The sequence below is a fragment of the Kribbella steppae genome (assembly GCF_004342025.1).
GTDB classification, from domain to species: Bacteria; Actinomycetota; Actinomycetes; order Propionibacteriales; family Kribbellaceae; genus Kribbella; species Kribbella steppae.
Map to the genome: position 1 here is coordinate 418,393 of NZ_SLWN01000001.1, position 23,914 is coordinate 442,306.

The window sequence follows — 23,914 nt, forward strand, 5'->3', positions numbered from 1 at the left end:
GACGATGAGCGACGATGCAGTGAGTACGGTTCTCGGAATCGACATCGGCGGCACGAAGATGGCCGCCGCTCTCGTGTCCGCCGACGGCCGGATCTTGACCGGGGACCGGATCCTCACCCCGGCCGGCGGCGCCGACGAGGTGTTCGCCGCGCTGGCCGAGTTGATCGACAAGGTCCGCGGCGACGCGACGCCGCTGGCGGTCGGGATCGGTTCGGCCGGGCCACTGGACCAGACGCATGGGTTGGTGTCGCCGGTGAACATCGGCGGCTGGCGGAACTTCCCGCTGGTCGACCGGGTCCGCGCGCTGGTCGGCGACGTACCGGTGACGCTCGGGGTGGACGGGCACTGCTTCGCGCTTGGCGAGTTCTGGACCGGGGCTGGGCGGGAGGTCGACACGCTGCTCGGCATCGTGGTGTCGACCGGTGTCGGCGGTGGACTGGTCGTCGACGGGAAGCCGCTGATCGGTCAGTCGGGGAACGCCGCGCACATCGGTCACGTGGTCGTGGACCTGGACGGCGAGTCGTGTGCGTGCGGGTCGTCCGGGTGCGTCGAGGCGTATGCGAGCGGGCCGCGGATGGTTGCCCGGGCCAAGCGTCGCGGCTGGCGGGCCGACGAGGCGGTGGATGCCGCCGTACTGGCTGCCGACGCGGCCGCCGGGGACGAGCTCGCGCTGGCGACCTTCGATGACGGAGCCCAGGCGCTCGCCGCCGGTATCGTCGCGACCGCGGTCACCGTCGACCTCACCACGGTGGTCATCGGCGGCGGAGTCGCCAAGGCCGGCCCGATCCTCTTCGACCCGGTCCAGGCCTGGGTCAAGCGCCTCGCCCAGCTCCCCTTCGTCACCGACCTCAGCGTCGAACCCGCCCAACTCGACAACGCCGGTCTCCTCGGCGCCGCCCACCAAGCGTGGTCCACTCTCAGCTGAACTCCCGCGACCCCGGTTGAAGCGCTCTCACCACCTCGAGTGATTCATTCGTGACCTCACGCACAGTTATCTCGTGCAGAAAAGGGTGTCCCGCGCACCTTTGCGCAATTCTTACCCAATTGCCCCGAACCGTGTAACGACCGCCCCCTCGTACCCGATGCAACGAATGGATGGGGTGGGGGCACGTCATCCACGGTCGGTCGAGGGGGCCTGGACTGACCACAACGGCCGGTCACGGGGGGCCTGGACCGACCAGAACGCGAGTGCGGCGGAGAGGAGACTCTCCGCCGCCATCGCGTGGCAGTACGTCAGTGAGGTAGCAACGTCCGCCAGCGTTGTCCGAGGCAACGCTCGACCCAGAGGGATCGGTCCGGATGGACGTCGCCGCACTCCTCCTCTTCGCTACCTTCATCACCGCTGTCGCCGTCGCGCGCGGCGTTGCCGCCCTGCATGGTTGCCTGCGCGGACGAGCCCTCGCCGGCTCGGCTCCCGCCGCGACCATCGCAGGCGCGGTCACGGCCTGCTCACCGGAGACCGGCACCGGTTCTCGCCCGGGTGCTCTCCCGGGCTCCGGCTCGGGTTCCGGTGGGCAGGGCGACGGCGGGCACGCACGCCGGATGGGCGTGCTCGGCTGGACCGGACCGTTGATCGCGCTGGTCGTGATCACCTCGGTCATGGCGCTCGGGTCCGGATCCGGTGGGAACGGAACTGGCCCGGCCGGCGTCGGAACCACGGCCGGCAGTGTCGGGTCAGCGCTTGCGATCTACTCCGTGCTCGTCTGCGTGATCAGCGCCTCATCGCTGTTCCGCGGCAGACCTGCACGGAGTGCGATCGGTCCTCAGGAGGGATGAGGATCGACGCGGGTTCTGCACCGTGGACGGTGGGCCGGTGGGTGCGGGAGGGCTGCCACCGACACAACTCCCGTCCCCGGTGCAGAACCGACGTCCTGGCCTAGACCTCGCCTGGGCAGCGCTCTCCGCGGCCGGGTCTGCTGACAACCGCAGATCCCGGTCGCACCACGTCAAGCTGGCGCACTGCGTCGTACCCCTCGCCACCGGCCGAAGCGTCGCACCGGTTAGGGCTTGAGCCACTCGGGTTCGGGGAGACGGCTGCGGTCCAGCCGGCCGTTGTCGTCGAGCGGGAGTTCCTCGATCGGGATCAGGTCGGCCGGGACCAGGTAGATCGGCAACTCCTTGCCCAGGTCAAGCATCAACCGGGCCAGCACCGCGGGATCGCTGTCCTCCAGTACGACGTACCCGAGCAGGCACGTGTCACCGGCCAGATCCGCACACGCGACCACCACCGCGTCGACCACACCCGGCTGATCTGCCAGTACGTGTTCGGTCTCGCCCGGCTCGACCCGGTGACCGCGGATCTTCACCTGGTCGTCCGCGCGACCGAGGTACTCCAGCGTCCCGTCCGCCCGCCAGCGACCGAGATCGCGGCTGCGGTACAGCCGACCGCCCGGATGACCCGGGTCCGGTACGAACACGCGCTCGGTCTCGTCCGGACGGCCGATGTAGCCCTGGGCGACGGCCGCACCGCCGAGGTGGATCTCCCCGACCGCGCCGACCGGCACCGGCCGGAGCGCCGCGTCCAGCAGCCGTACGACGACGCCCTCGACCGGACGGCCGATCGACGGCCGGTCCTCGGCCGGGTCGACCTCGTGGATCGTGGTCACGATCGACGCCTCGGCCGGGCCGTACTCGTTGAACAGCCGGCAGTCCGGATGCACCTCGAGGAAGTCGCGCACCTTGTGCGTGAGCACCATCGCCTCGCCGCCCGCGACGATCTCGCGCAGCGCGGGCAGTTCCGGCAGTCGGCGCATGGTCGCGAGCAACGCCGTCAACGGGCTGAATGCCATGAACAGCCGCTCGACACCGTGGTCCCGCAGCGCCGCGATCACCGCGTCCGGGTCGTACCGGTCGTCCTCGCCGATCAGCACCAGCGGCGCACCCGACGCGAGCGCGGTGAACAGCTCCTGCACGTGGACGTCGAACCCGAACGACGTCCACTGCAACGTCCGCAGCGAGCTCCGGGTCCGCAGGTAGTGCCGGATCAGGTTGACCGGCCCGCGATGCGGAACCAGCACGCCCTTCGGGTTACCGGTCGAGCCAGACGTGTAGATGCAGTAGGCAACATCATCGGCCGCCGACCGCACTGGCGGTCCCTGCTGCGACCGCAGGTCGCCGTCCACCGCCGCGACCGGAACCAGCCGCAGCCCGAGCCGATCGGCCAGCGCCGCGTCGTCACCTACCAGCGCGACCGCGGACGAATCCTCGACCATGAACGCCCAGCGCGACTCCGGTACGCCGGGATCCAGCGGCAGGTAGGCCGCGCCCGACTTCAGTACGGCGAGCACCGCGACGACGAGTTCGGTGCCTCGGGCAACACGTACGGCGACCAGTTGCCCGGGCTTCACGCCGAGGTCGACGAGTTGCCACGCGACCGCGTTGGACCGGCGGTCGAGTTCGGCGTACGTCAGCTCTCGCTCGCCCTGGATCAGTGCGATCGCGTCGGGTGTCCGGGCGACCTGCTGCTCGAAGAGCGTGTGCAGTCCGCTGAGCTCACCGGCCACCACCGCGTTCCGCCGTACCCGGCCGATCAGACCGGCGGGGTCGATGTCGCCCTCCAGCTCACGCAACGTCTCGAGGTCGGACTCGATCGGCAGCATCAGGTCGGGCAGGCGCAGGTGCGGTTGGCTGGTCGCACGACGCAGTACCGCTTCCAGGTACCCCAGGAGGCGATCGATGGTGCTCTGCTTGAACAGGTCGGAGCGATAGTCCGCCGTACAGGTGATGCCGGCGCCGTGGTGAGTCAGCCGCAGCCGCAGGTCGACGTGCTCAGGCAGCTCCTCCTCACCTTCCTCGAACTCCACCAGCACCTGGAAGAGCGGGTCACGCTCCAGTACGGCGAGATCGGTGCCGGCGTGGTCGTACGCACCGGTCGTGACGTCGCGGACCCGATGCGCGAGCTCCCCGAGATCAGGCTCGCCGGACAGATCGATCCTGATCGGCAACGCGCGCTGCGCCGTCGTCGAAGTGTCGCCCTTCGGCCGGATCAGCGCGGTCCCGATGGTCACATCGTCCTGCGTCGTGAACCGTCCGAGCACAGTCCCCACCGCTGCCAGCATCACCATCAGCGGGCTGACCTTGCGCTCCCGGCTGAACACAAACACCGCGTCGCCGAGCTCGCTCTCCAACTCCTGCTTGACCGAGGCAACACCCGGCTCACCCGCCGGGCGATCTCCCGGCAAGACCAACGGCTCCGCCCCGGCCAAAGCCAGATCCCAGTACTCGAACTCCCGCCGCCGAAGCTCCCGCTCCTCCCGCAACGCCTCCGCGGCAGCATCATCCGGTACGACGCCGGCAGCCGCCGAACCTCCTGCGGACACCTGCTCCGCCCGCACCCTGGTAGCCGAAGCCAGTGAGGCTTTGGCCTCGCCGGCGGATGCCTCCTCCGCAGCGCTCGCCGGGACGTCGGCACTCTTCGGGACGTCGGCGCTCTGCGGGACTTCGGCACCCTCCGGCTCTGAAGCCTCATCAGTGGTGCCTGCGGTTTCTGGAGTGTGCTCGTTGAGGAGGGCCAACTGCTCGCGCATCAGCTTGGTGACGCCGTCGACCAGCTGGCCTGCTACCCGGAGCTGTTGAGACATGAGCGCGGCCATGCCGGACCCAGGCAGCTCAGCCTCGCTGGTTGCCTCCGCCGCCTCGTCCACCTTCGCGGCCAACTCAGCGAGCCCCGACCCCAGCACCGCCAACGCAGCCCGCGGATCGCGAGCCGGCGCTTCCTCGGCCGGATCCTCAACAGCAGAAGGCGTTTCAGCCACCTCGGCGCCCTCGGCAACTTCTTCGGCCATGTCTGAGGGTTCGATGTCCTCGGCAACTTCTACGCCCCGGATCACCGCGGTCTCGGGCTTCGGAGTTTGGACGGCTACCGCGGTCGCGAGTTTGTGCGGCGTCGTGTGCGCAGTGAAGAGGTCTTCGGGCGTGAGCTTGACGGCGAAGCGCGTGTTGATCTCTTCGATCACGGGGGTCATCGACGCAGGGTTGGCGCCGAGTTCCGCAAAGGTGTGGTCGACGGTCAGGTCGTACGGGTCGAGCGACAGCTTCTCGCAGGTCAGGTCGAGCACCACGTCGAGAGACTCGCGGTACCGCTCAGCCGAGACCTCGTCACCCGACAAGGAGCCCGCCTGGAGCAGGTAGTCCGCATCCAGCTGATGCGTCTCCGCCGGTAGAGCGAACGGCGACCGATCCCCCGCCTCGTTCTCGTCTGCCTTCGCAATCTCGGCCGGATCCGGCTCGGTCGGCGGGTCCAGCGGGATCCTCTTCACCGCGGGACCAGTACCGCTCACCGGCTCGAAGGCCGCAGCCTGCGCCCGCGCCGCCCGCTCGAACGCACTCGGCTGCATCCGCGTACCCGACCGCCCAGCAGCCGCGTCATCGGTATCACCCGCAGCAGAACCAGCAACAGTGGCCGAGGGGTCGATCGGGTGGTGCACCCGACGGAACGGGTACGTCGGCAACGGCACGCGACCGCCATCGGCGTACACCTTCGACCAAGCGATCTCCGTGCCCTGCTCGTATAGCTCGGCCAGGCCGTTCATCGTCGCCAGGACCGGATCCTGCCCGAGCCGCTGCGCCGGAATCCACGTGCTGTTCGGTGCGATCCGGCGACCGGCCGGGCTCAATACGGCGTCGGGCCCCAGCTCCAGGAAGCGCCGGCACCCAGCCGCAGTGACCGCCTCGACCGCGTCGCCGAACAGCACCGGCTGGCGCAACTGGCCGACCAGGTAGTCACTGTCCAGCACAGTCCCCGACTCGAGCAGCTCGCCGGACCAGCTCGACACCATCGGCGTACGCAGCGGCTTCAGCGTGATCTCGCGAACGATCGCCGCGAAGTCCGCGAGGATCGGGTCCACCAGCGAACTGTGGAACGCCCGGTCGACGTCCAGCCGCTGCCACGCGACCTCCAACCGGTCGAGCTGCGCGGCCAACTGCCCGACGATCACTTCGGACCCGGTCAGCACGAACGACTGCGGACCGTTGCCTGCGGCAATCTCCACACCCGGCGTCTGCGCCAACTCGCGGACCCGATCGGCATCCGCCCGTACGGCGACCATCGCGCCAGGCACCGTGCCACGCTGCATCAGCTCGCCGCGCTTGGCCGTCAGCCGTACGCCGTCCTGTAGCGACAACGCACCGGCCACACACAGAGCGGCGTACTCCCCGACACTGTGTCCGACCACCAGTGCGGGCTGTACGCCGAACGACTGCCACAACCGCGCCAACGCAAGCTCAAACGCGAACAGAGCAGGCTGCGCGGTCTCTGTCGGCCAGACGCCCTCAGACGAACCGGCAGGCGTCAGCAACAGCTCAAGCAGGCTGCCACCGGTCTCCTCGGCGTACACGCGGTCGCACTCGTCCAGCACCGACCGGAACACTGGGAAGCGAGCTGCAAGCCCAGCAGCCATGCCACGACGTGCGGCACCCTGTCCGGTGAACGCATAGCCCAGTGGCCCGGGTCCACCGCGCGGCACCTCAGCTGCCTGCGCTGTGCCGAGTGCATCGACCAGCTCGGCCTCCGACGAGCCGGCGACAGCGATCCGGTGCCGGTACGCCGGCCGGCCGAGTGCCGCCGTACCAGCAAGGTCGATGAGGCGGTGGCCGGTGCCGTGGCCGAGGTCTGTGCGGTACAACTCGACCAGGTCGGCCAGCGCGTCCAGGTCGGGCGCGGACAGCGGCAGCACGACCGGACCGTCGTCGCCACGGCGGATCTGCCGCGGTGCCTCCTCCAGGATCACCTGTGCATTGGTGCCGCCGGCATCGAGTGCGCCGACGCCGGCGCGCAACGTCGTACCGGCCTCCCAGTCGCGGACTTCGGTGCCGATCACGAACGGGCTGCCCTCGAGCGCGAGGTCCGGGTTCGGCTCGGTGTAGTTGATCGTCGGGACCAGCATCCGGTGCTGCAGCATCAGGATGGTCTTGATCAGGCCGGCCATCCCCGCGGCGCTGTCGAGATGACCGATGTTCGGCTTGATCGAGCCAATCGTGCAGAAGCCGACCTTGTCCGTGTGCCGGCGCAGCGCGGTCGTCAGCGACTTCACCTCGGCCGAGTCAGCGGTCGCGCTGCCGATCGCGTTGGCCTCGATGTAGCTGAGCGAGTCGGCCGCGAATCCGGCGCGCTCGAGCGCCCGTTCGATGAGTTCGACCTGGTTGCCCGCAGGCGCGTCCTCGTTGCTGACCGCGGTGCCACGGATGACGGCGTACACGGTGTCGCCGTCGGCCACTGCCTGGTCGAGCCGCTTGAGCAGTACGGCGGCCACACCATTGCCACCGACCGTGCCGTCCGCCCCGGCGTCGAACGCGCGGACCTGACCACTCGGCGACAGGATCGACTCCGGCGCCGGGTGATAACCCGTTGCCTGAGGCACCTGTACGGCGGCCGCACCGGCAAGCGCGAGATCCGCGTCGCCGGATCTGAGGGCCTGGCAGGCGAGATGCACCGCGACGAGCGAGGACGACCAGGCGGACTGTACGCCGATCGCGGGGCCGGTCAGGCCGAGACGGTACGCGACCCGGGTAGCCAGGGAGTCGCGCGGCTGGTTCTGCTGGGCGTAGAGGTTCATGCCGGAGCCGGCGAAGACGCCGACGCGGCTCGCGGTCCCGGCGTACCCGCCGTGCTCGAGCGCCTGGTAGCAAACCTCGAGGAACAGCCGCTGCGCCGGATCCATCAACTCGGCCTCGCGATCGCCGAGCCCGAAGAACTTCGCGTCGAACGACGCCACATGATCGAGCGCACCATTCACGGCGACGAGATCGTCGTCCGGGTGCCCACCGGCCTGGCTCACCTCATCGGGCGTGTACCGGCGGATGCTCTCCACCCCACCCACCAGGTTGTCCCAGAACTGCTCCAGCGTCTCCGCCCCCGGGAACCGCCCAGCCAACCCCACCACAGCCACCGGCTCAACCACCGCCGCCTTACCACCCACCCCCCGCCCAACCTGCCCCTGAGCCGCAGCCGCCGCCAGCGCGGGCTCGGACGCCACCACAGTCTCGGATCTAGCCTCGCCCCCGACGGCTGCAGCCGCAGCGATCCGCGCGGGCTCCTGCTCGAGGGTCGACTCGCCCTCGGCGCTCTGCTCGGGCTCCGCGGTCTGCTCGGGCTCCACAGCCTGAGCAACCTCCTCCGCGGCTACGACGCCCGGCTCAGCCTCCTCCGCGACAGATGCAGCCTCGGCAGCAACCTCCTGAGACCCGGAAGTCACGTCCTGCTCGGAGGTCGACTCGCCTTCGGCGCTCTGCTCAGGCTCCGCGGTCTGCTCGGGCTCCACAGCCTGAGCAACCTCCGCGGCTACGACACCCGGCTCGGAGTCGGCCTCGCCGGTAACGGACTCGGTCTCGGTCTCGGCGGCAGGCTCAGCCGCCTGAGCAACCTCCTCCGCCGGTACGACGCTCGGCCCGGACTCGGCCTCCCCCGCGACGGATGCAGCCTCGCCAGCAACCTCCTCGGCCCCGGAGCTTTGCTCCTGCTCCGAGGTCGTCGCCGGCTCGACAACCCCAGAAACCTCAGCCTCCGACTCAGCCCTCAAGCCAGCGACCTGCTCGGCCGCGGGCTCGACCTCGGCGGATTGCCCGGCCTCAGGAGCGTCCTCCGCGGGTACGACGCCCGGCTCAGATCCGGCCTCGCCGGTAACGGACTCGGCGGCGACGTCAGGTTCGGACGTCGCCTCCGCCTCGGCGGTGACCTCGGGCTCGGGGTCGGCCTGGGGCTCGACGGCCTGCGCGACCTCCGCCTCCGACTCACCACTCGAGTCGGCGACCTCATCGGTGCTCGACTCGAGCTCAGTGGTCTGCTGGGGCCCGGCGGTGTGCTCGGGCACCGCGGCCTGAGCGATCTCCTCCGCAGGTACGACGCCCGGCTTGGACTCGTCCTCCCCCACGACGGATGCAGCCTCGCCAGCTACTTCCTCAGCCCCGGACGTTAGCTCTTGCCCAGCGGTCGACTCGCCATCGGCGGTCTGCTCGGGCTCGGGAGTCTGCTCGGGCCCGGCAGCCTGCTCGGGCTCCGCGGCCTGAGCAACCTCCTCCGCAGGTACGACGCCCGGCTTGGACTCGTCCTCCCCCACGACGGATGCAGCCTCGCCAGCTACTTCCTCAGCCCCGGACGTTAGCTCTTGCCCAGCGGTCGACTCGCCATCGGCGGTCTGCTCGGGCTCGGGAGTCTGCTCGGGCCCGGCAGCCTGCTCGGGCTCCGCGGCCTGAGCAACCTCCTCCGCAGGTACGACGCCGGGCTCAGATCCAGCCTCGCGAGCGAGCGGTCCAGCCTCGGCGGCAACCTCCTCGGGCCCGGAGGCTAGCTCCTGCTCAGAGGTCGACGCCTGCCCCGAGGTCGGCCCGGGCTCGACCACCCGAGCAACCTCCGCCTCCGACTCAGCGCTCAAGCCGGCGACCTGCTCGGTGGTCTGCTCGGACTCGGCGGTCTGCTCGGACTCGGCGGTGTGCTCGGGCTCCGCGGCCTGAGCAGCCTCTTCCGCAGCTGCGGTGTCCGGCTCGGACTCGGCCTCCCCCGCGCCGGACTCAGCGCTGGCCGCGTCGGCCTCGGCCTCGGTGGCGACCTCAGCTTCGGAAGCCGGCCGCGCCTCGGCGGTGACCTCGGGCTCGAGGCCGGCCTGGTGCTCGGGGTCGGCCTGGCGCTCGACGGGCTGCGCGGCCTGAGCGGCCTCCTCGGCAGGTGCGGCGTCCGCCTCGGACTCGACCTCCCCTGCGCTGGACTCGGCGCTGGGCATGTCGGACTCGGCCTCGGTGGCGACCTGAGATTCGGAAGTCGGCTCCGCCTCGGCGGTGACCTCGGGCTCGAGGCCGGCCTGGTGCTCGGGGTCGGCCTGGGGCTCGACGGGGTGCGCGGCATCCTCAGCTGGATCAGTGACCTGCCCGGTGGTGGCCCCGACCTCGGTCGCGGCCTCAGGCGCCTGAGCAGCCTCCTCCGGGGGCACGACGGTCGGCTCGGAACCAGCCTCGCCGGTGCGGGACTCGACCGCGGCGGCGACGGTTTCGGTCTCGGAGCTGACATCGGGAACCGAGATGGAGTCGAGCTCCTGGGTGGGCTCGGCCTCGGGGTCGGCGGGCTGCGCAACCTCCGCGGCAGCCTCAGCGACCTGCTCGGTGGAGGGCTCGGGCTCGATGTCGGTCTCAGGCTCGGCAGCCTGAGCAACCTCTTGGCCAGGCTCGACGCTGGAGCCGGATCCGGCCACGCCGGTGCCGGACTCGGCCTCGGCGGTGGAGTCGGGCTCAGGGGTGGAGTCAGGCTCCGGAGTGGGCTCGGCCTCGGCGGCCAGAGCAACTTCTTCCGCGGGCTCGACCCTCGGCTCGGGGCCGGACTCGGAGGTGACAGAGCCGGGTTCGGCTGTGGCCTCAGGCGCGGGAGTCGAGCCGGCTTCGGAGTCGCTGTCAGGCTCGGCGGCGGCCTGAGGCTCGGCTACTCGAGCGGCTTCCGACCCAGGCTCGGAGGTCGACTTGACGACGGGTTGCGTGGTGGATTCGGGCCGAGGGTCGGCCTGAGCAACCTCCTGCGCGGGCTCGGCACTCGGTACGGGGCCGGGCTCGGCGGTGACGGAGTCGGCGGTCACCTCGGGCTCAGAGGTGGCGGCTGTGGGCTCGGGGGTCGGCTCGGGTCCGGCTGTGGGCTCCGGTTTGGCTTCGGCGGTGGGCTCGGGTCCGGTGGTGGGCTCCGGTTCGGCTTCGGCGGTGAGGTCCGGCTCGGCCTGGGCGGTGGCCTCAGGTTCGGCTTCGGCGGTGAGGTCAGGCTCGGCAAGCCGAGCGGCGTCCGTCGCGGTTGCCTCGATTGGCTCGCCGGTGGTGTCTGGCTCGGGCTCGGTGGGCTGGGCGACCGCCTGCTCGGGCTGCTCGCTCGGCCTGGGGCCGGGCTCGGCGGACTCGTCGTCGGCGCCGGGGGTTGGCTCGGGGTACGGGAGCGACTCGTGGGGTGCGGTCGCAGTCGGGGCCTGTGCGTCGGCTTGCGGGCTGACGGGCGGCTCGGTTGGTGCGGGCGCGGCGTTGCTCGGCACCGGGGTGGTGTTGGCCGTTACCCGAGGGAGCAGGGTGGTGGCGTCTGGGTCGGCGGGTACTGGCGCCTGCTCGGGGTGGCGGGAGAAGGCTGTGCTGTCGAAGTAGGCGTTGGTTTCGTCGGGCTCAACTCCGGAGTCCGGCTCGACCGCAGAATCCGGCCCGACTGCAGGGGCCGGCTCGACTGCGGGGTTCGGCTCGACTGCAGAGTCCGGCTCGACTGCGGGGGCGGGCTCAGCTGCGGCGTCAGGGGCTCGGGGGGCGCCTAGGGTGGGGCGTTCGGGTGGGGTGGGGATGGATTGTTGGAGTGTGCGTTTCCAGGCGAGGCGGACGACTGGGAGTTCCATCGTTCGTTCGCTGGCGTCTTCTTCGACCGAGACGCGGGTGTCGGCGGCGTCGGCGGCCGGGCCTTCGCCGGCTGGGCCGGAGTAGGAGCTGGCTCCGGCTGGTTCGACGTACGGGCTGGGAGGCGTCTCGAGGGTGCCGTCGATCCAGCGTTGGCGAAGTAGCGGGCGGAGGATCTTGCCGCCGGGGGTGGTCGGGAAGTCGCGTCGCGGTACGCCGATGACCTTGGCCTCGAGGCCGAGCCGCCCCTGGATCAGGCTTCGGATCGCCTGGTCCATCCCCGGGATCGACTCGGGTGTGAGCGCGTAGAACACGACCAGCCGGTCGGTCCCGGTCTCCGCATCCGCGATTCCGCAGGCCGCGATCAGGCCGTGTTCGGCGCCGACGACGGATGATGCGACCGACTCGATGTCGTGGGCGTAGTACAGCTTCCCGGACATGATGATGCGTTCGCTGTCCCGGCCGGTGATGATCACCTGCCCGCCGGTGATGAAGCCCTGGTCGCCGGTCGCGAGCCACTTGCGGGCCGGCCAGTTGCCGATCGGGAACGCGGCCCGATCCGCCTCCAGGTTGCCAAGGTAGCCAGGTGTCACCCGAGCGGACGCGATCTGCAGATGCCCGATCCGGCCCTCCGGCAGGACCGCGCCGTTGGGCGCGACGATCCGTACGGTCGTCCCCGGCGCAGGTGCACCCACCGACACCAGGCTCAGTACGCCGGGCGCCTCGGCCCGCGCCTTGCCCGGTCGAGCCACCGCGACCTTGCCGGTCGAGGGTCGCTGGTCGACCCACTCGACGATTCCGGTCGGCGGGATGCGGACGCGGTGCACGTTCGGCGTCAGCCCGGGGCGCGCGAACGTGATCCCGGTGACGGTCTCGGTCATCCCCCAGGCCGCGACGAACGTCTCGGGTACGACGCCGAAGCGGTTCGTCAGCCGGAGGAACTCGGACATCACCGGCACGGTGATCTGCTCACCACCGCTGACGAGACTGCGCAGCGCGGACAGGTCCCAGTGCCGGTCCGTCTCACCCGCGATGGCCTGGGTGGCGAGGCGGTAGCCGAAGTTCGGCGACCAGGAGTGGTTGACCCGGTGCTGGTCCATCAGGTCCAGCCAGCGCAGCGGGTTGGTCAGCACCCAGTCGGTGTTCACGTGGATGTTCGTGCAGCCGGTGAACACGGGCAGCAGGTGGTACAGCAGGAACGCGCCACTCTGGTCCAGCGGCAGCCAGTTCAGCGTCGTCTGTCCTGGGCGGACCGGCAGCATGGCCGGCGTACCGGCCGCGAACTCGACCAGCCCGCGATGGGTCAGCTGCACGATCTTCGGCGTACCGGTGCTGGTCCCTGACGACATCATCAGTACGGCGACATCGTCGGCAGCCGGCCGATGGAACTCAGACGTCGGCTCGTGGCCGGCCAGCGCGTCCGGGTCGAGGACGGGCAGGCCGAGGTCGTTCGGGAGGTCGGACGGGCGGCCGATCAGGACCGTCCAGCCGAGCAGGTCGGTCACCTTGCGGAGCCGCTCGCGGCCCTCCTCGGTCCGGTCACCGTCGGCGCTCGGCGCCATCAGCAGCGGGCGGATGCCGCCCAGCGTGCAGGCCCAGAACGAGGCGAAGAAACCGACCGGTTCTGTGCAGTGCACGACCGCGGGATCTCCGGCGCGTACGCCGTTCGCCCGCAGCCCGGCCAGGATGCGAGCGGCGAGTTCGAGCAGGGTCGGGAAGTCGAGCTTGGTCTCGCGACCGTCCGGCCCGATCTCGACGACACCGGCGCCGCCGAAGTCGCGGGCAGCCCGCAGCAACGCACTCGGTAGGTCGCGCGGGTACCCGGCCGGAATCATCAGGGCCGGTCCGGTGCTGATCGCCGGCCGGTCCACACTGCTCCTCACCACGCCGATGCCACCGCCGGGAGGAGGATGGGTACGGCGTCAAGCGGGAGCGCAGGCCGACACGTCACCGGGGCAACGGTGGCCGGTTGGCGACCCACGGACACGCGCCTCCCCAACTGGACGGAGCCGGGCTCAGGGCAGACCCGTCTCGCTCTCACCGACAGAAAGCCCCGTAATTCCGCCTGCCGGAATGATGCCGTGACCGAGTGTTCCCGGTGCGTCATCGCGCCGACCGACAGCCGTGAACCCTACCAGCCGCGACCCGCCCTGGAGGAGTCCGATCTCGGCAGCCGACAGTTAAGAATTCGCTCGCCCGCCGCCACCCAGCACAACGAGCAGCGCCGCCCCCGGGTACGCCCTCCGCCGACACCGTCCGATCACCGGAATCCCACCGGGCGGACCGCCAGGCCATCACAATGCAGCGACGGTCAGGAGCCCCCGCGGCAACCCCCGCCGAACCGTCAGTTGTGATGGCCTGGCGGTCCGCGCCGTCCCGACAAACAGCGTCGAGCTCGGTAGAAAGACCGCCCCGCCGAGGAACCAGAAACGCAACGAGCGAGGTCGGCGCGCGCATTTTGCGCGGCGGACCTCGCTCGTGAGCGAGTGGGCGAAGAGGGGATCGAACCCCCGACATCTTCCTTGTAAGGGAAGCGCTCTACCGCTGAGCTATCCGCCCTCGCATCGACGGCGCAGTCTACCCGAGATGTGGAGTCAGACGTGCCAGGGCCTCGGCGTAGTCGTCCGGGTTGCGGGCCTCCGGGATCGGGTTGACCACGGACCACCGGATCACGCTGTTGCGGTCGACCACGAAGGTGCCGCGCAGCGCACAGCCGCGCTCGGAGTCGAAGACGCCGTACGACGACGCGATCGCCCCGTGCGGCCAGAAATCGGTGAGCAGGCCGAACTCGAGCTTCTGGGCGTCCGCGTACGCCCGCAGCGTGAACATCGGGTCACACGAGATCGCCAGGAACTCCGCCGCCGCGAGCAGGTCGGGCCGGTCCCGCAGCGTGGTCAGCTCACTCGTGCATACCCCGCTGAAGGCGTACGGGTAGAAGACCAGGACAACGTCCCGGCGGCCGTGGAAATCGGCCAGCCGGACCTGTTCGCCGTGCTGGTTCCGGGCGGTGAAGTCCGGTGCCCGGCTGCCGACCGCAGGCGTCACCAGACGGTCAGCCCCGGCCGCGCGCAGACTTCGGCACCACCAGCTTGGTGGCCGACCAGTCGTCGGTCACGGTCAGGCTGCTCGTCGTCGCGAGTCCGGCCGTCGGCGCGGCCTCGGCGATGTCGCTGGCGTCGACGTACCCGTCGCGGCCGACCTTCGGGGTCAGCAGCCACACCACGCCGCCGGCCTTCAGGTCGGTCAGGATGTCGAAGAAGGCGTCGACCAGGTCGCCGTCGTCCTCCCGGAACCAGAGCAGGACGACGTCTACGACCTCGTCGGTGTCGTCGTCGACGAACTCCTCTCCGGTGATCTGCCGGATCGCGTCGCGGAACTCGTCGTCGCAGTCGTCGTCGTACCCGATCTCCTGCACGATCCAGCCGGTCTCCAGGCCGAGCCGGGAAGCCATGGTCGGCCCCCCGCTCTTGCCGTCCGCGTGGTCCGCGGTCGCGCTCACGTGTCCTCCTCCGTGGTCCCCGCTTGCCTGGGGGTAGGCGTCAGTAGCGATAGTCCATCGTGGCCTACCGCGTCGCGCAAGTATGCACGAGGGTTCCGTGACGTGTCCGGTATCCGCGGGGTGAGCGCGGTCCGTGTCCGGTGGGAACACGCTCGAACGACCAGAATCGGGCCCCTGTGGAAGGCGAAGTAGAACGCATTCCGAACAGGTGACAGGATTGCGGTGAAGACAACCAGAGAGAACGGCAGGACACCGTGGCTTCCGGACACGAACCACCAGCCATCATCACCGAGGGGATGCCCACCCAGCTCCCCGACATCGACCCCGACGAGACGCGTGAGTGGGTCGAATCGCTCGACGCCGTCCTGGACGAACGGGGCAAGGCGCGAGCGCGCTACCTGATGCTCAAGCTGATCGAACGAGCCCGGGAGCGACAGGTCGGGGTGCCCGCGCTGCGGAGCACCGACTACATCAACTCGATCCCGCCCGAGCGGGAGCCCTGGTTCCCCGGTGACGAGCACATCGAGCGACGGATCCGCGCCTTCATCCGGTGGAACGCCGCGGTGATGGTCAGCAAGGCCAACCGCAAGGGCCTCGAGGTCGGCGGCCACATCGCCACCTACCAGTCCGCGGCCAGCCTGTACGAGGTCGGCTTCAACCACTTCTTCCGCGGCAAGGACCACCCCGGCGGCGGCGACCAGGTCTTCATCCAGGGCCACGCCTCCCCCGGTATGTACGCACGCGCCTTCCTCGAGGGACGGCTGTCCTCGGACCAGCTGGACGGCTTCCGCCAGGAGGTCTCCCGCGGTCCGCACAACGGACTGTCGTCGTACCCGCACCCTCGGTTGATGCCGGACTTCTGGGAGTTCCCGACCGTCTCGATGGGACTGGCCGCGCTGAACTCGATCTACCAGGCCAGGTTCAACCGGTACCTGCACCACCGCGGCATCAAGGACACCAGCCAGCAGCACGTCTGGGCGTTCCTCGGTGACGGCGAGATGGGTGAGCCGGAGTCGCTCGGCGCGATCGGCCTGGCCGCCCGCGAGGAGCTGGACAACCTCACCTTCGTGATCAACTGCAACCTGCAGCAACTGGACGGCCCGGTCCGCGGCAACGGCAAGGTGATCCAGGAGCTGGAGGCGTTCTTCCGCGGCGCCGGTTGGAACGTCATCAAGGTGATCTGGGGCCGGGAGTGGGACAACCTGCTGGCGCAGGACCACGACGGCGCGCTGGTGAACAAGATGAACACCACCCCGGACGGCCAGTTCCAGACCTACTCCGTCGAGTCCGGCGAGTACATCCGGAACAACTTCTTCGGCGGTGACCAGCGGCTGCAGGCGATGGTCCGCAACCTGTCCGACGAGGACCTGCGCAAGCTGCCCCGCGGCGGTCACGACTACCGCAAGGTGTACGCCGCGTTCAAGAGCGCGACCGAGCACGTCGGCCAGCCGACGGTGATCCTGGCCCAGACCATCAAGGGCTGGACGATCGAGGCGCTGGAGGGCCGCAACGCGACCCACCAGATGAAGAAGCTGACCTCGGACGACCTGAAGGCGTTCCGCGACCGGCTCTACCTGCCGATCGAGGACAAGGACCTCGAGGACGCGTACAACCCGCCGTACTTCCACCCCGGCACCGACTCGTCGGAGTACCAGTACATGATGGAGCGGCGCAAGCAGCTCGGCGGCTCCCTGCCGGAGCGCCGGGTCGCGCCGAAGACGACGCTGAAGCTGCCCGGCGACGACGTCTACAAGCCGCTGAGCAAGGGCAACAACTCGCCGGTGGCGACCACGATGGCGCTGGTGCGACTGTTCCGCGACCTGATGAAGGACCCGGAGATCGGCCACCGGATCGTCCCGATCGCGCCGGACGAGTACCGCACGTTCGGTATGGACTCGATGTTCCCGACGGCCAAGATCTACTCGCCGCACGGGCAGCAATACGAGGCGGTCGACCGCAATCTGCTGCTGTCGTACAAGGAGTCCGAGCAGGGTCAGCTGCTGCACGAGGGCATCAGCGAGGCCGGCGCGATGGGCTCGATGATCGCGGCCGGTACGGCGTACGCGACCCATGGCGAGCCGATGATCCCGTTCTACATCTTCTACTCGATGTTCGGGTTCCAGCGGACCGGTGACTCGCTCTGGGCGTTCGGCGACCAGCTCGGCCGGGGCTTCCTGGTCGGCGCGACGGCCGGCCGGACCACGCTGACCGGTGAGGGTCTGCAGCACGCCGACGGTCACTCGCCGCTGCTCGCCTCGAGCAACCCGGCCGCGGTGCACTACGACCCGGGCTTCGCCTACGAGGTCGCGTACATCGTGAAGGACGGCCTGCGCCGGATGTACGGCTATGGCCTGGACAAGGACAAGCCGTTCGGTGAGGACGTGTTCTACTACCTGACCGTCTACAACGAGCCCGTTCCGCAGCCGGCCGAGCCGGAGAACCTCGACGTCGAGGGACTGCTGAAGGGTATCTACCGGTTCAGCGAGTACGAGACGGCCGAGGGCGACGACGTACCGCGGGTGCAGCTGCTCGCGTCCGGTGTCGCGCTGCCGTGGGTCCGCAGGGCCCAGCAGATCCTGGCCGAGGAGTACTCGGTGGCCGCCGACATCTGGTCGGTGACCTCGTGGAACGAGCTGCGCCGGGACGCGATCGCGGCCGAGGAGCACAACCTGCTGCACCCGGACGAGCCGGAGCAGGTGCCGTTCGTGACCGAGCAGCTGAAGGACACCAAGGGCCCGGTGGTCGCGGTCAGCGACTTCATGCGGGCGGTCCAGGACCAGATCTCCCGCTGGGTGCCGAACGACTACACCTCGCTCGGGACCGACGGCTGGGGCCTGGCCGACACCCGGGCCGCGGCCCGGCGCCACTTCCACGTGGACGCCGAGTCGGTCGTCGTCGCCACGCTGGAGATCCTGGCCAAGCGCGGTGACGTCAAGCCGGAGGTCGCCGCCGAGGCAGCCCGCAAGTACCGCATCGACGACCCGACCGCGGTCGCCGGCGTGAAACAAGAGGGCGCCGGCGCCTGACGGTTGTTTCGGAACAGCCGCTCACCTTCCCGGTGAGCGGCTGTTTTCGTTCCCGTGGGAAAACGGCGGACCTCCAGGCCCGCACACCGGGGTACGACAAACCTCGTAGGGAGCGGTCTACGCAGGTTGCGCATTCCGTCCGACGCGCCTCGCGGCCCCCGGTCCCTACCGTCGGTGACATGACTGGCGCAAGCGTTGCTCTTCTCGCGGGGACGGTGTCCACCCTCCTCTTCGCGTCGAGCGCGCTGCCGATGGTGATCAAGGCGATCCGGACCCACGACCTCAGGTCGTACAGCCCGGCGAACCTGGTGCTCGCGAACGTCGGCAACGCCGTCCACTGCATCTACGTGGTGCACCTGCCGCCGGGACCGATCTGGGCCCTGCACGGCTTCTACGTCGTGACGTCCGCGCTGATGTTGCTGTGGTGGCTGCGCTACCACTCCGGCCATCGCGGCGTCGCCACTGACGGGCGGAGGCTCGCATGAACACCGAAAGTATCGAGACCGTCATCATCGGTGCCGGACAGGCCGGACTGGCCACCGGCTACCACCTGCGCAAGCGTGGCCGACCGTTCCTGATCCTGGACGGCAACGTCCGGATCGGCGACCAGTGGCGGGCGCAGTGGGACACGCTGCGGCTCTACACACCGATCAAGTACGACGGCCTGCCCGGACTGCCGTTCCCGGGTGAACGCTGGGGCTACCCGACGAAGGACGAGGTCGCCGACTACCTGGAGTCGTACGCGGACCGCTTCGACCTCCCGGTCCGCAGCAGCACCCGGGTCGAGAAGCTCGAGTCGTCCGACGGCCGGTATGTCGTGACCACGGGCACCGGAACCATCCACGCCGACAACGTGGTGGTTGCCACCGGCACCTTCGGCAAGACGCCGTACCTGCCGGACTTCGCCGTCGACCTCGACCCGGCGATCCGGCAACTGCACTCCAGCGAGTACCGCCGGCCCGAGCAACTGAAGGACGGACCGGTGCTGGTCGTCGGCGGATCGCACTCGGGGACGGACATCGCGTACGAGGTCGCCACCAGCCACCCGACCATCCTGTGCGGACGCGATCCCGGCCAGATCCCGGTGCGGCTGGGCACCCCCGGGGCGCGCGTCTTCTTCCCGGTCTTCCTGTTCCTCGGCAAGCACCTGATCACCCGGCGGACCCCGATCGGGCGGAAGGCCATGGACGAGGTCCGGTTCCACGGCGGACCGATGCTCCGTGTCAAGCGCGAGGACCTGCTCGAGCGAGGGGTCGAGCGGGTCCTCGACCGGGTCACCGGTGTCCGCGACGGGCTGCCGGTGCTCGGCGACTCCCGGGTGCTGGACGTGGCGAACGTGGTGTGGGCGACCGGGTTCAAGCAGGTCTTCGATTGGATCCAGCTGCCGGTGACCGGTGCGGACGGCTGGCCGTCGGAGCTGCGGGGCGTGGCTACCGACGCGCCGGGCCTGTTCTTCTGCGGCCTGTCGTTCCAGTTCGCCTTCAGTTCGATGGTGCTGCCAGGCGTCGGCCGGGACGCCGCGTACGTCGCCAAGCGGATCGCGACCCGATCGGTTCGGACTCTTGCCGCTGCCTGATCCATCGCGCATGCTCACGGGTGAGGGGCATGTGATGGGGATTGTCGACGATCTTGAGCGAGCTCGGGCGGCGTTCGAGCGGCGCGACTGGGCCACGGCCTACGAGCGGCTGGCGGCCGGCACCGACCTGCAGGCCGCCGACCTGCTCTCGCTCGCCACCGCCGCCTACCTGGTCGGCGACAACGACGCCTGTATCCGCGCGTTGCAGCGCGGCTACCGGCTGCAGGTCGACGACGGCAACCCCCTGGGCGCGGTTCGGTTCGCCTTCTGGCTCGGCCTGGTGCACAACCTCCGAGGTGAAGTGGCCGTCGGCAACGGCTGGTCCGCCCGGGCCGAGCGGCTGCTGGCGGATCAGCCCGACGACGTGGTGGAGCACGGCTACCTCCGCATCCACGAGTTCTTCCGTCAGCTGGGACAGGGTGACTTCGCCGGTGCGTTGCGGCTCGGCACCGAGATCACCGAGCTGGCCAGGCGGTTCGACGACTCCGACCTGCTGGCCCAGGGACTCGTCTGCCAAGGCCGCTTGCTGATGTACTCCGGCCGCGTGCCCGAGGGACTGGCACTGCTGGACGAAGCGATGGTCGGCGTCGCGGCCGGCGAGGTGTCGCCGATCTTCGCGGGCAACACGTACTGCGCGATGATCGAGGCGTGCCAGGAGATCATGGACTTCGCCCGCGCGTCCGCGTGGACGACGGCGCTGACGCGGTGGTGCGACACCCAGCCGGATCTGGTGCCGTACACCGGGCAATGCGCCGTACACCGGGGACAGATCCTGCGGTTGCACGGTGCATATGGGGACGCACTGGCGGAGTTCAACGACGCGTGCCGTCGGTATGCGGCGTCAGGTGCGCAGGCAGCCGCGGGACTCGCGTTGAGTGAGTGCGGCGACATCCTGCGGATTCGTGGTGACTACCTGTCAGCCGAGGCGTCGTACGACGAGGCCGCGGGATTCGGGTACGAGGCTCAGCCGGGCCGGGCGCTGCTGCAGCTGGCTCGTGGGCGTACGCCGGCCGCTCTTGCCGCCGTACGACGGTTGCTCGCGGAGACGGGCGACCAGGTGCACCGGTCCCGATTGCTCGGGCCGGCTGTCGAGGTGCTGCTCGCCGGTGGTTACGTCGATGACGCAGACGCGGCCGCTGTGGAGTTGTCGGGGACCGCGACCGGCTTCGGGTGTGCGGGGCTTCGCGCAGCGGCGGAGTACAGCTTGGCTCTGGTCGCGTTGGAGCGTGGCGATCCGGACCACGCGCTGCCGCACGCTCGGGTGGCGACGCAGGTGTGGAACGGGCTCCAGGCGCCGTACGAGGTTGCCAGGGCGAAGGTGCTGGTCGGACGGGCGTTCCGGCTGCTCGGCGACGAGGACTCCGCGGCTTCCGAGTTGACGTCGGCGGTCCGGACCTTCACCGAGCTCGGTGCGGCACCGGCCCGGCAGGAGGTCGAGAAGCTGCTGCACCGCGACATCGCCGGCGGGCTCACCGGGCGCGAGCTCGAAGTCCTGCGCTTGGTTGCGTCGGGCAACAGCAATACCGAGATCGCGCACCGGCTGGTGCTCAGCGACAAGACGGTGGCGCGGCACCTGACCAACATCTTCACCAAGCTCGATGTCCCGTCCCGCACCGCGGCAGCGGCGTACGCCCGGGACCACGACCTGCTCTGAAACGCTCTCGGGAGGGAACCGGTTCACTCTCACGGGTGAGGTCCGGCCACGGGCGGACGTTGAATGCTCGGAGTGTGAAAACGACTGAGCGACCTGTGCCACCGTGGGCCTACTGGCTGGCCCACGCGATCCCGTTCATGACCCTGCCGTCCGGTCTGTGGCGACTCGGGCTCGTGGCGGGGTCCTCGATGGGCGTAACCAACGACGCCGGCCACCCGATCTACCTGGAGGGGACCGGCGAGACGATCTACGTCATCTTCCTGTCGCTGTTCTCCGAGGCAGTCGCGCTGATCGCCTTCGGCCTGGTCAAGCCCTGGGGCGAGGTCGCACCCCGCTGGATCCCCTTCATCGGCGGCCGCCGGGTCAACCCCTACGCCGCCATCGTCCCCGCCGTCCTCGGCGCCCTCTGCCTCATCGCCATCTGGACCTACGGCTTCCGGGACCTCTTCACCAACCACTTCATCCCGTTCTCCAGCCCAGCCTGGAAAACCCTCATGATCGCCTGCTACGCCCCGCTCCAGCTCTGGGGCCCAGCCCTCCTGGTCCTCACCTGGGCCTACTACCGCCGGCGCGTCAGCGTGCCCGTGGCCTTGGTTTCAGCGCGATAGCGGGTAGCGCGGGTGCCGGCAGCGGGTCGCCGTCGTAGCCCGGCACCATGCCGAAGCGGTCGGTGCCGCTGGCGGCGATTGCTTCCTGCCAGGCTTCGCGGGCGGTGACGATCTCTTCGTGGCTGCGGCCGATGAAGTTCCACCACATCACCAACTGCTCTTCGAACGGTTCGCCGCCGAGCAGGAGGAGCCGGGTGCCGTTGTCTGAGGCAACTAGATCGACCGACTCACGGCCGTCGCCGAGGTAGACCATCTCGCCGAACGACGGGGTGAGGTCGCCGACTGTGACGGAGCCGTCGACGATCAGTACGGCGTACTCGTTGGACGGAGTGAGTGGCACCGTCACCGTGCGACCGGGGTCGATGGTGAGGTCGGCGCCGACGAGTGGCGTGTAGGCCGGGGCGGGTGAGGTGACGCCGGCGACGGTGCCGACCATGACCGTGGCTCGGGCGCCGTCAAAGTCGATCGTCGGCAAGTCGGCGTACGCGTTGAAGGCGGGTGGGACCGTCGTACGCACGGAGTCCGGCAGCGCGACCCACAGTTGGGCGCCGTGCAGCATCGGCGGCGCGGTCGGGGTCGATACCTCGGAGTGCGCGATCCCGTTGCCCGCGGTCATGATGTTGAGCTCACCCGGCCGGACCATCGCGTGCGATCCGACGCTGTCGCGATGCTCGATCTCGCCTTCGAACAGCCAGCTGACCGTTTGCAGACTCGTGTGCGGGTGCGGCGGGACCCGCATCCCCCGCTCCCCTGGTACGTCGTACGAGTCGACGCGACTCGTCAGGTCGTCCGGCCCGTAGTGGTCCACGAAGCACCACGCACCGACCATCCGCCGGTTCTTGTTCGGCAGCAGCCGGCGTACCTTCGTCGTCCGGCCGAGGACGACCTCACGCGGCTCGAGAAACTCCAGCACCGGCCCATCATTGCCGCCGACACACACGATCTCGGCCGGGTCCTTCTCCAAGTCGCTCACGAGTCCCATCCCTTCGCTGCCTGCCGAGCGATTCGCACGATACGCCGATTCAGCGGGCCTGCTACACGCGCCCTTGGATCAGGGTGCGGATGCCGAGTGCGACCAGCACCGTGCCACCGATCGCTGAGACCGACCGGGTCAACGCCGACCCTCGGCTGTTCGCTGTCACGAGCCGGAGGACGCCTGTACTTACGGTCAGCCAGACGGCCGTCAGTGTGACGTGCACGGCAGCGAGCGCGAGCAGGCCGGGCAGCCCGATCGCATCGCGCGAGAGGAACTGTGGAGCCAGCGTCAGATAGACGGCCGCCGCCTTCGGATTGAGCACATTGGCCGTCCACGCGGACCGCAGCGTCACCGGCCCGAGCCGTCCGTTCGCGACCGGTGCCGACCGTGTCCGCGATCGCCACAGGGTGATGAGGCCGAGCCCGATCAGGTAGAGCGCACCGACGAGCCGGACCACCTCGTACGCGGTCGCGGAGCGCATCACCAGCGCCGACAACCCGGCCGCGGCGAGACCGGCGTGCGTGAAGATGCCGAGACCGGTGCCGAGGACAACGGTTCGTACGCCGCGGACGTTGCCGGCCAGCGCCTGCGTCGTCGCCAGCGCAAGACGGAGAAAGTCATAATCGGCACCCTAATGCATAAATTGAAATATCCGTTAGAGTGTCATCATGCAGAACGTGGTCCTCGACAGTGGCGCCGACGGCGAACTGGCACTGGCTTTCGTCAGCACGATCCGGCACGACGGACACGGCGGCGTTGCCGACGACTTCGCGTCCGACCATCAGGTGGCAGCCTGGATCGAGGCACACTGGCCGGGCACTCGCGCCGACGCCACGACCCTGCGAGAACTCCGCCGGGCCGCCCGCGCCGCCTTCGCCGCGACGGTCTCCCCCGCACCTCCCAGTCGCGCGGACGCCACGAACCTGATGACCCCGGCGACAGCAGGAAGGCTGCTCACCGACGCGATCGCCGGGCTGGGGCTGACCCACGAGGTCGATCTGGACAGCGGCTCAGTGGAGGTCCGTCGTACCTCCGGCAGCCGCGGTGAACCGCTGGTCCTCGGCTCGCTCGCGCTGGCCGTGGCCGACTTCCTCAGCGGCCCATTGTCCGGCCGGCTCCGCAGCTGCCAGGCACCCCGCTGCGTCCGCTACTTCGTCCAGAGCCACGGCAAACAGCAATGGTGCAAACAGTCCTGCGGTAACCGCGCCCGCGTCGCCCGGCACGCGGCCCGCCAGCACTGA

The 23,914-nt window shown here is 69.7% G+C and carries 13 protein-coding genes and 1 tRNA gene; 8 read left to right on the forward strand and 6 right to left on the reverse strand.

What is annotated here, in order from left to right; genetic code table 11:
• Positions 1-4: 4 nt before the first annotated feature.
• Complete coding sequence (locus tag EV652_RS01895) at positions 5-925, forward strand: ROK family protein (protein WP_132207184.1); 921 nt, start codon at positions 5-7, stop codon at positions 923-925.
• A 374-nt stretch (positions 926-1,299) separates the two neighbouring features.
• Entirely contained in the window at positions 1,300-1,776 is a 477-nt protein-coding gene (locus EV652_RS01900; RefSeq protein WP_132207185.1) for a hypothetical protein, read from the forward strand.
• 224 nt (positions 1,777-2,000) lie between these two features.
• On the opposite strand, the gene EV652_RS45965 is transcribed toward EV652_RS01900, so the two are convergent.
• The 4 genes from EV652_RS45965 to EV652_RS01920 form a co-directional block, all read right to left on the reverse strand.
• Positions 2,001-13,217 carry a non-ribosomal peptide synthetase/type I polyketide synthase gene (locus EV652_RS45965; protein WP_132207186.1) on the reverse strand — a complete coding sequence of 3,739 codons (11,217 nt, stop codon included), beginning with the start codon at positions 13,215-13,217 and terminating at the stop codon, positions 2,001-2,003.
• 604 nt (positions 13,218-13,821) lie between these two features.
• Positions 13,822-13,893, reverse strand: a tRNA-Val gene (locus EV652_RS01910).
• Positions 13,894-13,911: 18 nt separating this feature from the next.
• On the reverse strand, positions 13,912-14,379 hold the full coding sequence (locus tag EV652_RS01915; RefSeq protein WP_132207187.1) for a peroxiredoxin: 468 nt from the start codon (positions 14,377-14,379) through the stop codon (positions 13,912-13,914).
• Positions 14,380-14,386: 7 nt separating this feature from the next.
• Complete coding sequence (locus EV652_RS01920) at positions 14,387-14,833, reverse strand: DUF3052 domain-containing protein (RefSeq protein ID WP_199237956.1); 447 nt, start codon at positions 14,831-14,833, stop codon at positions 14,387-14,389.
• A gap of 254 nt (positions 14,834-15,087) precedes the next feature.
• On the opposite strand from EV652_RS01920, the gene aceE reads away from it, so the two are divergent.
• The 5 genes from aceE to EV652_RS01945 all read left to right on the forward strand — a co-directional run bounded on the left by aceE (position 15,088) and on the right by EV652_RS01945 (position 21,697).
• On the forward strand, positions 15,088-17,859 hold the full coding sequence (gene aceE, locus EV652_RS01925) for a pyruvate dehydrogenase (acetyl-transferring), homodimeric type (protein WP_132207188.1): 2,772 nt from the start codon (positions 15,088-15,090) through the stop codon (positions 17,857-17,859).
• A gap of 179 nt (positions 17,860-18,038) precedes the next feature.
• The gene (locus EV652_RS01930; RefSeq protein WP_132207189.1) at positions 18,039-18,344 is read left to right on the forward strand and encodes a hypothetical protein; all 306 of its coding nucleotides are present in this window, start codon (positions 18,039-18,041) and stop codon (positions 18,342-18,344) included.
• Complete coding sequence (locus EV652_RS01935) at positions 18,341-19,435, forward strand: flavin-containing monooxygenase (protein WP_132207190.1); 1,095 nt, start codon at positions 18,341-18,343, stop codon at positions 19,433-19,435. The genes EV652_RS01930 and EV652_RS01935 overlap by 4 nt, the downstream gene beginning before the upstream one ends.
• Before the next feature lie 34 nt (positions 19,436-19,469).
• A complete protein-coding gene (locus EV652_RS01940) occupies positions 19,470-21,089 on the forward strand; it encodes a LuxR C-terminal-related transcriptional regulator (protein ID WP_132207191.1) in 1,620 nt (539 codons plus the stop codon).
• 74 nt (positions 21,090-21,163) lie between these two features.
• Entirely contained in the window at positions 21,164-21,697 is a 534-nt protein-coding gene (locus tag EV652_RS01945; RefSeq protein WP_242001495.1) for a hypothetical protein, read from the forward strand.
• Here the strand turns inward: EV652_RS01945 and EV652_RS01950 are convergent.
• Together EV652_RS01950 and EV652_RS01955 are read right to left on the reverse strand one after the other, a co-directional pair.
• Positions 21,663-22,670 (reverse strand): pirin family protein, encoded by a 1,008-nt coding sequence (locus EV652_RS01950; RefSeq protein WP_132207192.1) that lies wholly within the window; start codon positions 22,668-22,670, stop codon positions 21,663-21,665. The two genes, EV652_RS01945 and EV652_RS01950, sit on opposite strands and share 35 nt — an antisense overlap.
• 61 nt (positions 22,671-22,731) lie before the next feature.
• Positions 22,732-23,274, reverse strand: coding sequence for a LysE family translocator (locus tag EV652_RS01955; protein ID WP_132207193.1), 543 nt, complete (start codon positions 23,272-23,274; stop codon positions 22,732-22,734).
• Between the two features lie 67 nt (positions 23,275-23,341).
• On the opposite strand from EV652_RS01955, the gene EV652_RS01960 reads away from it, so the two are divergent.
• Positions 23,342-23,914, forward strand: coding sequence for a CGNR zinc finger domain-containing protein (locus EV652_RS01960; RefSeq protein ID WP_132207194.1), 573 nt, complete (start codon positions 23,342-23,344; stop codon positions 23,912-23,914).